This window comes from Komagataeibacter melaceti, assembly GCF_003403295.1.
Classification (GTDB): Bacteria; Pseudomonadota; Alphaproteobacteria; order Acetobacterales; family Acetobacteraceae; genus Komagataeibacter; species Komagataeibacter melaceti.
This window is the reverse complement of record NZ_QUWV01000132.1, coordinates 1-10,455: the sequence shown is the minus strand read 5'-3', so window position 1 is coordinate 10,455 and position 10,455 is coordinate 1. Positions and strand designations below refer to the sequence as shown.

Below are 10,455 nucleotides of genomic sequence, written 5' to 3'. Positions count from 1 at the left end.
CCGCCACGCCCACGCTCGACCCGCCCGCCACCATCCAGCCCTGAAAGAGAACCCCGCCGGGCCAGAGGAAGCCATACGCCATGCCCTTCAAACATGACGACAGACTGCGGGCGCTGACCCACCAGGATTCGGATTTCTGGGCTGATGTTGTCGATAACGTGCTGATCGTCGCCATAACCGACGCGCGCGGGGTCATAAACTACGTCAATGACCGCTTCTGCGCGATCAGCCATTACAGCCGCGCCGAACTGCTGGGGTCCACGCACCGCATCGTCAATTCCGGGTATCATGACGCGGCGTTCTTCCGGCAGATGTACCGCACCATCCGCGCGGGGCAGGTGTGGCGCGGCAATATCTGCAACCGCGCCAAGGACGGCACGACCTACTGGGTGGCCACCACCATCATGCCCAAGCACGACGCCAGTGGCGCGATAGAGGGGTATGTCTCCACCCGGTTCGAGATCACCGAACTCATGAACACGCGCGACAGGCTGCGCTCACTGGCCGCGACGGACCCGCTGACCGGACTGTTCAACCGTGGCGGCTTCAACACCGTGCTGCAGGCGGCGGTGGATGCCAAGGCGCATGACATCGCCCGCACCATCTGGCTGGTCATGTTCGACCTTGATGGCTTCAAGCAGGTCAATGACATCCACGGCCACCATGCGGGCGACCTGGTGCTCAAGGCCATTGCCCGCCGCCTGCGCGAGATCCTGCACCCCGAGGACGCGGCATGCCGGCTGGGCGGGGATGAATTCGGCCTTGTGATAAGCCATACCCTGTCCGCCATACCGGGGGAGACGCTGCTGGCGCGGCTGCTTGCGGCGCTGGAGGCCCCGATCGCGATTGGCGGCGGGGCGATGGTCAGCGTGTCGGGCAGCCTTGGCGTAACCCCGGTCGAGACCCATGAAACCGCCGAGGCCCTGCAGAAAAACGCCGATGCCGCGCTATACGCCGCCAAGCGCGCGGGCGGCAACCAGGCGCGCCTGTTCGACACCGCGCTGCACCAGCAGGGCATGGAGCGCGCGCAGGTCCTGGCCGATGCCCGGCGCGCGGTGGAGCAGGACCAGTTTGAGCCGTACTACCAGCCCATCCTGAACCTGCGCACGGGCCGGTGTGACCAGGTGGAGGGGCTGCTGCGCTGGCACCACCCGCAGCGCGGCATGCTGGCGGCGGAAAGTTTCCGCGACGTGTTCAGTGATGCCGAACTGGCCCGCGCCATGAGCCCCCGGCTGGTCCGCGCCTTTCGTGACGACATGCGGCTGTGGTCGGGCAGCCTTGCCGCACGGCCGGGGCTGGCCATCAACTTTTCCCGTCTGGACCTGCTCAATGTCGGGTTCCAGCACGCGCTTGAGGCAGAGATACGCGAACAGGGCGGCCGGGCGGGGGATTACGTGCTGGAAATATCGGAATGTGTGCTGGCGGCGGGGCGTTCGGACCGGCTGACCCAGCGGCTGCACGAACTGGCGGCCCATGGCTTTGCGCTGGCGGTGGATGATTTCGGGCAGGCCATGCCGCCGCTGGCGGTGCTGCGTGACGTGCCCTTCACGCTGGCCAAGATTTCACGCACGCTGGTGGCCGACATCGCGCGTGACGCCCGGGCGCGCGCCATGGTGGCCCATCTGTGCGGGCTGGCGCAGGCATTCGGGCTGGGGGTCACGGCCAGCGGGGTGGAAACGCGCCAGCAACTGGACATCCTGCGTGAGATGGGGGTGGACCGGGTGCAGGGCTACCTGATCTCGCCGCCGCTTTCGGCTGCAAATCTTGCCATCTCGCCCCTTATCCTTGAGCCAGATCACACCGAAATCCCGCTAAGGGCGTAAAGTGCGGGCATGCGCCTGACACTTTACACCGATTACTCGCTCCGTGCCCTGATCTACCTGGCCCAGCATCCGGGCAGGCGGGTGCCGCTGCATGAGATCGCGCGGAGCAACCGCATATCCCAAAATCATCTGGCCAAGGTCATGAGCCGCCTGTCCAGCAGCGGCGTGGTCCGCGCGCGGCGGGGGCGGGCAGGGGGGCTGGAACTGGCGGATACGCCCCAGCAGGTCAGCATTGGCCGGATCGTACGGCTGATGGAGGGGGAGATGGACTGCATCGCCCCCTGCGCCCCCACCGGCGCGCGGGGCTGCGTGCTGGCGGGCAAGTGCCGCCTGCGCGGGCTGTTCGCCCGTTCGGTCGCGGCGTTCATGGCGGTGCTGGACCGCGTTTCGCTATCGGACATGGCCGCGGCCACTGCGCGGTAAGGGCGCGCGGGCACCGGTTGTGCCATGATGTAACAAAAGGCAATTTTATGTTGCAATATGTACCGATGGGGGCTTTTTTGGCACAATACCACCCGCTATGGCCCCGACTGGCCCACAGGAGCATCATGCCGGACACCCTACCTTCATTACCGGTACAGGGCAGCATGGCGGGGGGGCGCCCATGCGCCTGACGCTCCATACCGACTTTGCGCTGCGTGTGCTGATCTATCTTGGCCAGAACCCGGACAGGCGGGTCTCGATCCACGAAATTGCCGAGGTTTACGGCATATCCCACAATCATCTCATCAAGGTGGTGAACCATCTCTCGCATGGCGGGGTGGTGCATGCCCGGCGCGGGCGCAGCGGCGGGCTGGAACTGGCGGCGGGGCCGCGCGACATCATCATAGGTGACATCGTGCGGCGGATGGAGACGGACATGCGGCCCATCGCCTCGTGCGAGCCAGCCAACGGGCGGCCGTGCCTGCTGGCGGGCAACTGCCCGCTGCGCGGCCTGCTGGGGCGCGCGGTGGAGGCGTTCCTGACCGTGCTGGACAACACCACCCTGCACGACATCATACCCACCGACCGGATCGGGCCGGACATGGAGCCGGGCGGCGTGCTCATGGCGCATGCGCCGCTGCCCACCGCACCGGCCTGCGTGGAGATGCTGGCCCCCCTGCCGGTCAAGGTGGGGTCGGGCTGAATCCCGTATGTGCGCTGGACAGTGCGCAGGCCGGTCTATATACAGAAAAATATAACGAATACAGGATCGTAAGGCGTTTCCTGATAAGGAGCGATTATAAAAAAATAAGAGTTTCTTATATGGGATGGCACACGGGCATTTTGGCTTGCAAACCCGTCGCGCGGGGTCTTTCCTGCCCGCAGGCCGCCAGCCGGCCAGCGCAGAAAATACGGGAACGCCATGTCCGACAAGCCGGAATTCAAGCCCTATACCCACCCCGCCGGTGGCTGGGGGGCAGCCAACGCCACCGCGCGCGCACTGATGGAACAGAGCGTGCTGGCCAAGGGGTCGCGCGCGCTGCTGGCCATGAACCACCCCGATGGCTTCAAGTGCCCAAGCTGCGCATGGCCCGACCCGGACCGTGAAAAGACGCTGGAATTCTGTGAAAACGGGGCCAAGGCGCTGGCGTTCGAGGCCACGAAGCGCCGCATCGGGGCCGATTTCTTCGCCGCCCATACCGTAACCGAACTTATGGCGCGCAGCGACCACTGGCTGGAAGAACAGGGCCGCCTGACCCAGCCCATGCGCTACGACGCCGCGAGCGACCACTACGTGCCGTGCACGTGGGAGGACGCATTCGCCATGATCGGCCGCCACCTGCGCGCGCTGGACAACCCCGACCAGGCTGAATTCTATACTTCGGGCCGCACGTCCAACGAGGCGGCGTTCCTGTATTCCGTGTTCGTGCGCGCGTTCGGCACCAACAACTTCCCCGACTGTTCAAACATGTGCCACGAGCCGACCAGCCGGGGGCTGGCCATGTCCATCGGCATTGGCAAGGGCACGGTGCGGATGGAGGATTTTGCCGCTGCCGAGGCCATCTTCATCATCGGCCAGAACACCGGCACCAACAGCCCGCGCATGATGACCGAGCTGGTCCATGCCCGCAAGCGCAACGCGCCCATCGTGGCGGTCAACCCCATGCCCGAACGCGCGCTGATCCGCTTTACCGAACCGCAGGACGCCATAAAGATGGCGACCTTCGGCTCCACCCCCATCGCCAGCGAATTCTGCCATGTGCGCATTGGCGGTGACGCCGCCTTCCTCAAGGGCGTGATGAAAACCCTGTTCGAGATGGATGCGGCGGCCGAAGCGGCGGGCGAGGCCCCGGTGCTCGACCATGCCTTCATTGCCGAACACACCCACGGCTTTGCGGAACTGAAGGCCGATATCGAGGCCACGCAATGGCCCGACATCGTGGCCATGTCCGGCATTGCGGAGGAGCAGATACGTCACGTGGCCGGGATCTATGCCCGCTCCAACGCCACCATCATCTGCTACGGCATGGGCGTGACCCAGCACCAGCAGGGCGCGCGCGTGATCCACCAGATTGCCAACCTGCTGATGCTGCGCGGCAATTTTGGCAAGAAGGGGGCCGGTATCTGCCCCGTGCGCGGCCATTCCAACGTGCAGGGTGACCGCACGGTGGGCATTGATGAAAAACCGGCCCCTGCCTATCTGGACCGGCTGCAGGCGGTGTTCGGCTTCAACCCGCCGCGCGCGCATGGCCACCACGTGGTTGAATCCGTGCAGGCCATGATTGATGGCACGGCGAAGGTGTTCATCGGCATGGGGGGCAACTTCATCCACGCCATACCCGATACGCCCGTGGCGTATGAGGCGATGTCGCGGCTGGAACTGACGGTGGGCATTGCCACCAAGCTCAACCGGGGGCACCTGGTGCATGGGCGTGACGCGCTGATCCTGCCGGTCATTGCGCGTTCGGAAATCGACCACCAGAAAACCGGGCCGCAGTTCGTCACCATCGAGGATGCGATGGCCAACGTCACCTCCTCACGCGGGGTGCTGCACCCCGCCAGTGCCGACCTGCGTTCGGAAGTGGAGATCGTGTGCCGCATGGCGCGCGCCGCCATGCCCGACAGCCCCATTGCGTGGGAAAGCTTCATCGAGGATTACGACCGCATCCGCGACCTGATCGCGCAGGTCTATCCCGACCTGTACCACGACTTCAACACCCGCATCCGCAACAAAAAGGGTTTCGCCCTGCCGGTCCCCCCGCGGGAGCGGAAGTGGAACACCCCCACGGGGCGGGCCAACTTCCTGCTGATCGAGGGGCTGGACGAGGATACGCCCATTGGCGGGCCGGACATGCTGCGCCTGTCCACCATCCGCTCGCACGATCAGTACAACACCACCATCTACACCAATAACGACCGCTACCGTGGGGTGTACAACACCCGCACCGTCCTGTTCATGAACGCGGAAGACATGCGCGCACGCGGGCTAGAAGAAGGCGCGCTGGCGGATATCGAGACCATCAGCGCCGATGGGACCGAGCGGCGTGTCACGGGCTTCATGGTGGTGCCCTATCCGATGCCGCGTGGCTCGATCGCGGGGTATTACCCCGAACTCAACCCGCTGCTGCCGCTGTCGCATTTTGACGAGATCAGCGGCACCCCCGCCGCCAAGTCCATTCCCGTGCGGGTCATGGCCCAGACCGCACCCGTTGCGGCCCGGCCCGAGCCGCAACCGGCCTGAACGCCGGGAGCATGGCGGCATGAGCGGAAATGACTTTGCCGGGCAGGTGGACCACCCCACCGCGCTGCGGCTGGTGCTGGCGCATGCCCGCGCGGCCCCGCCCGCCACCACGCGCGTGCCGCTGGCGCAGGCGGCGGGGCGCGTGGCCGGGGCGGATGTGCGGGCCACCACCTGCCGCCCGCCGGCTGATATTTCGGCCATGGATGGCTATGCCTTTGCCCATGCGGCCATGGCGGCGCGGGGCTGCCTGCCGGTTGATGGCCGCACCGTGGCGGGCGACCGGCCCGAACCGCTGGTGGCGGGCCATGCGCGCGCGATCCTGACGGGCGCGCGTATTCCCGCCGGGGCGGACTGCGTTATGGCGGCCGAGCGCATGACCATGACCGAAGGCGGCATTGCCCCGGCCACCGCGCTTGCGGCCCATGGCGCGAACATACGCAACCGGGGCGAGGAATTCGCCACCGGCACGGTGCTGGTCCCGCGCGGGCAGGTGGTGGACTGGCGGCATGTCGCGCTGCTGGCCAGCCAGGGGGTGCGTGATGTCACGGTCATGCGCAGGCCGCGCGTGTGCGTGCTGTCCAACGGCGCGGAACTGGCGGCGGACGCGCCGGGCGCGTGCATGGATTCAAACGGCCCGATGCTGGCCGCCCTGCTGGGGGGCGCTGGCGCGCGGGTGACAACGCATGTTGCCGCATCCGACAACGTGGCCACGCAGGCCGCCCGGCTGCGCGCGGCCCGCGCGGGGGCGGACGTGCTGGTTACGAGTGGCGGCATATCGGTGGGTGGCACGGACCATATGCTCGACATCCTGCGCGACATGGGCGGGCGCGTGCTGTTCCGTGGCGTGTCGATCCGCCCCGGCAGGCCGTTTACGGTGGTGGAACATGACGGCGCGCTAGTGTTCTGCCTGCCGGGCAATCCGGGGGCGGCGGCCATATGCGCGCTGGTGTTCGTGCTGCCCTACCTGCGCGCCCGCATGGGGGCCGACCCCGGCGGGACGCAGGTGCCGGGCGTGCCGGATTTCATGGCCGAGGCCCCGGCGGGCATGACCGGCTTCATACCCGTGGCGCTGCACCCCACGGGGGCGGGCTGGCGCTTCAGCCGGGTGGAGACGGTCGGCTCATCGGACATCATATCCTTTACCCGCGCGGATGCGCTGCTGACACTTCCCCCCCACGAACCCGCCCGCCCCGGCGTGCCCGCATGGGCGATCAGGCTGTAACATGCCTGTATCCCCCCGCCGGACGGGGGGCAGGCATATGCACGTAAGGCCACCCCATGACCGGGGTGACCGGGCAGGTCAGCAGGGGGAGGAGGAAAGCGTTTCCAGCACCACACGGTCTATCGTGCCATTGAACCGGCCGGAAAGACGCAGCCGGATTTCGACATCCGCAATCTTTTCATGAACACAGAGGGGCAGGCAGAAATATCCGGCCAGGCCGTTCATGTTTTCATAATCCCGGGATGCGAAGACAGCTCCATGATTTGCCGCCGCGTCCAGGGTGACCCTGCTTCCGTCATCAAACCGGCCATTGAAATAGACACGGGCCATGTATCTGCCAGCATCTATTGCAATATAGGGAGAGAACATGATGAAATCATCGTTGCATGTCCTGTTTTCCCATTCCCCGGGGTTGATGGTCATCTGCCCTGTCAGGTCATCCATACCGACTGCATCGCTTCTGGCGCCCTGATGCCCGGTACTGTCGGCGTGTATGGTGAATACATTATCCGTTACGCCAATATTTTCCGTTGTATCACCGTTATAGAGGGTCTGCCTTGATACGATAAATGAATCGTTTGCGCTGGAGGGAAGGGGAACCCTGAATTCAAAAAAACCATCCCTCGCGTTCCGGATCATATCGTTCAGTTTGAGATGGTATGTCGTTCTTTTATAATTCCCGTTGAAAGTGACGATATTTACCTTGAAACCCAGCTTGTCCGCATTGATGGCGTTACCCAGATTGAAGTTGTTTCCCAGTTTGAAAACGGCAATCAGGTCTCCGTTGGAGGCAAGGTATTTTTCACACTGGATTACATTCTTTATGATCCGGTTCAGCCGGGCGAGGGAATTCCTGACATCCGTTTTTATATCAAACAAAAAGCTGCTGACGATTTCGCGCAGGATGCCATATCTCTTGAATTGGGATGTCATCCAGTGGTCGAACGCATCTATATACGTGACATTGACGCCCTCAATCCCCTCCAGGTTCCGGGCGTGGGGGACATCCTGCCTGTCGTTTGTTGATACGAAAACGTCCACGGAGCGTGCGCCGGAATTGCGCATGCCTTCCCGCAGGTTTTTTGCATCTTCGGGGAAGTCACGGATCAGCTTGAACCAGTTGACGAACCGCGTGTCCCCCATCATCATGTTTTCAGCATAGGATACGGTTGTCTGTGGGGAGAGCGCTATTATTTTATCGGCATTTATATGCATGCCGTACAGCAGGGCACCATACCCGGCCATGCTGTCGCCTATTACCATAACCCTTTTGTAGTTCTGGCATATTTCCCTGAGGAACGTGACGACTTCCGTAAAATTTTCCCCGGCCCCCGGGATGCCGCCGGTGTACCATGTATTGTTGAGATCCTTTATCAGGACCGCGGAAAACAGGTCGCTATTTGCAAAACTTTCAAAATCAAACGAATTTTCTTTTGAATTAATATCATTATATGATGTCAAGGCTATGATTATTGAATCACTCTTTATGAGATTTTTCTTAACCCACGCCATGCCCGTCGCCTAACAGTTACATATAAAGCCTTGCATACTGATCTTTAGATAATATTTATCAAGTCATAGATTTACTGCCTGCTGAATACAGAAAAAAATCATCCGGTGTCGCCAGAATGTGAAGCGGGAAGGGGGGAAGCACAGGCTCCGCCATCCCATTTCCTGACCGACCGCTTGAAAATAACCCATTGTCCTGAATGAGAAAATTTTTTGGGTGTCGTGCTTTTAAAGGTCGCGTTACCTGAAGCTTTTTGAAAAAAACTTCTTTTTGTCTGACGGAATATTCCCTGAGGGACTTTTAAATACTTATCTGCATTAAATGAAGTAATATATAAGCACATCCTGTCCAACACAGGCTTGTGGCCGTCCGTGTCACTTCACGCAATATCCGCACATATGGAACAGGCACCCCCGGAATATAAAGACTGACAAACCCCGTGAAAGTTCCCGAAAATCCCGTTCCATGGACAACCGGATCGCACGGCCCGGCATGGTCGGCGGGAAGCAGCAGGTGGCGGGCACTGTTGCGGGCAGGGAAGCCTATGTATTATCCAGTGTGATATGAACAGCATGGCGCAGCGCGAATTCGGCAATGGCGCGTGTATCGGCCAGGTCAAGCACCGGCAGGTGGGGCGGCAGGCCGGGGGTGTCCGGCCGGTCGGTGGCGATGGCGATGATGTTGTCATTGCGCATGAACATCGGCTCCTTGCCCACTTCGGGGCGATAGACCTCGATGCAGGCGGGAACGCTGGCGTGGAACCCCTCCACCACCACAAGATCGGTCCGCTGCATGCGCCCCAGCAGCGTGGCCAGGGCAGGGGGGTCGCCTGCGGCACATTCATGCTGCAATACCCACCGCCCCGGCGTGGCCAGCATGACCTCGCCCGCGCCGGCCTCGCGGTGCAGCCACGAATCCTTGCCGGGGCGGTCAAGGTCAATATCATGGTGGGTGTGCTTTATGGTCGAGACACCCAGCCCCCGCCCGCGCAGCACCGCCAGCAGCCGCGCCACAAGGTGCGTCTTGCCCGACCCGCTGCGCCCCGTAATACCGATCATGGCCTGCCGTGGCGGATGCGACATGAAAAAAGAACCCCTGAACATGACTGAACAGACACGCCCGGCCCCCCGCCTGCGCGCCCGCCCACAGGCTACGACCCCGCGCGTGCGCGTGCAATGGCGCGGGGCATGAGCGTGCCCGCCGCACCCCGCGTGGCCGCGCTGGTCATGGCCGGGGGGGAGGCACGGCGCATGGGCGGGGTGGACAAGCCGCTGCTTGCGCTGGGCGGTGGCACCTGCCTTGGGCGTATCCTTGCCACGCTGCGGCCATGCTGCGCCGCGCTGGCCATAAGTGCCAATGGCGACCCCGCCCGTTACGCCGCGTGGGGCCTGCCGGTGCTGGCCGACCGGGTGGCCGGGGTGGGGCCGCTGGCCGGTGTGCTGCGCGGGCTGGAATGGGCGCGTGATGTGGGGTGTGACGTGCTGGTGACGGTACCGGGTGATACCCCCTTCATCCCGCCCGACATGGTGGCGCGGCTGCTGCCCGCCCCCGCCTATGCCGAAAGCGCGGGCCAGCGGCACAGCCTTGTGGCCTCATGGCCGGTTGGCTGCCATGACATGCTGGCCGCCCAGCTTGCGGGCCTGACCCCCGCCACCCGCCGCGAGGCCACGCGCGTACGTACACTGGCCGACAGGCTGGGCGCGCGGGCGGCCGTATTCGACCTGCTGCCCGGCGGGGTGGACCCGTTCATGAACATCAACACGCCCGCCGAACATGCCAGCGCCCACGCACTGGCCGCCCGCATGGACACCCCGCAATGACCCGCAGCCCGCCCCCCGCCATCGTGCCCTGCACCATGGAGGCATGGCGCGACGACACCGCAACCCCCACCACCCAGATGCGCGAGATTGCGGAGGAAACGCCGGTCAGCCTGACCTTCAACGGCATGCCGCACGGGGTGATGATGGCGACGCCGCTGGATCTGGAGGACTTTGCCACCGGCTTCGCCCTGACCGAGGGGATCATTCCCACCCCCGCCGCGCTGAAGGGGATGGAAGTGCATGTCGAGGCCGAACACATCCGCATTGACATGCGCATTGACGGCCCGGCCTTCCACCGGCTGCTGGCGCGCGGGCGGCGGGCCATGACGGGGCGGACAGGCTGCGGCATATGCGGCACTGATGCGCAGGAGGTGCTTGACCGCCCGGCCCCCACCGTGCCGCACGCCCCGCCGGAC

9 protein-coding genes are annotated in these 10,455 nt (G+C 63.9%); 7 read left to right on the top strand and 2 right to left on the bottom strand.

All coding sequences use genetic code 11. The features are described 5' to 3' along the window. Positions 1 to 80: 80 nt before the first annotated feature. The 5 genes from DY926_RS13690 (at position 81) to DY926_RS13670 (ending at position 6,709) form a co-directional block, all read left to right on the top strand. Positions 81 to 1,823 carry a putative bifunctional diguanylate cyclase/phosphodiesterase gene (locus tag DY926_RS13690; protein WP_116703874.1) on the top strand — a complete coding sequence of 581 codons (1,743 nt, stop codon included), beginning with the start codon at positions 81 to 83 and terminating at the stop codon, positions 1,821 to 1,823. 9 nt (positions 1,824 to 1,832) lie between these two features. Further along, positions 1,833 to 2,246: an RrF2 family transcriptional regulator gene (locus tag DY926_RS13685; protein ID WP_116703873.1), complete on the top strand. Its 414-nt coding sequence runs from the start codon at positions 1,833 to 1,835 to the stop codon at positions 2,244 to 2,246. Positions 2,247 to 2,427: 181 nt separating this feature from the next. After that, positions 2,428 to 2,949, top strand: a complete 522-nt coding sequence (locus DY926_RS13680) for an RrF2 family transcriptional regulator (RefSeq protein ID WP_116703872.1) — start codon at positions 2,428 to 2,430, stop codon at positions 2,947 to 2,949. 219 nt (positions 2,950 to 3,168) lie between these two features. Further along, positions 3,169 to 5,487 carry an FdhF/YdeP family oxidoreductase gene (locus DY926_RS13675; protein ID WP_116703871.1) on the top strand — a complete coding sequence of 773 codons (2,319 nt, stop codon included), beginning with the start codon at positions 3,169 to 3,171 and terminating at the stop codon, positions 5,485 to 5,487. 19 nt (positions 5,488 to 5,506) lie between these two features. After that, positions 5,507 to 6,709 carry a molybdopterin molybdotransferase MoeA gene (locus DY926_RS13670; protein WP_116703876.1) on the top strand — a complete coding sequence of 401 codons (1,203 nt, stop codon included), beginning with the start codon at positions 5,507 to 5,509 and terminating at the stop codon, positions 6,707 to 6,709. 78 nt (positions 6,710 to 6,787) lie between these two features. Here DY926_RS13670 and DY926_RS13665 read toward each other — a convergent pair whose 3' ends face one another. Together DY926_RS13665 and mobB are read right to left on the bottom strand one after the other, a co-directional pair. Continuing rightward, complete coding sequence (locus tag DY926_RS13665) at positions 6,788 to 8,221, bottom strand: hypothetical protein (RefSeq protein WP_148707798.1); 1,434 nt, start codon at positions 8,219 to 8,221, stop codon at positions 6,788 to 6,790. 540 nt (positions 8,222 to 8,761) lie between these two features. Beyond that, a complete protein-coding gene (mobB, locus tag DY926_RS13660) occupies positions 8,762 to 9,301 on the bottom strand; it encodes a molybdopterin-guanine dinucleotide biosynthesis protein B (RefSeq protein WP_241503229.1) in 540 nt (179 codons plus the stop codon). Between the two features lie 105 nt (positions 9,302 to 9,406). On the opposite strand from mobB, the gene mobA reads away from it, so the two are divergent. Further along, positions 9,407 to 10,039: a molybdenum cofactor guanylyltransferase gene (gene mobA / locus DY926_RS13655; protein ID WP_186336177.1), complete on the top strand. Its 633-nt coding sequence runs from the start codon at positions 9,407 to 9,409 to the stop codon at positions 10,037 to 10,039. After that, positions 10,036 to 10,455 (top strand): formate dehydrogenase accessory sulfurtransferase FdhD (locus DY926_RS13650; protein WP_186336176.1); only part of this gene is annotated, 420 nt, incomplete at its 3' end. The genes mobA and DY926_RS13650, both read left to right, overlap by 4 nt.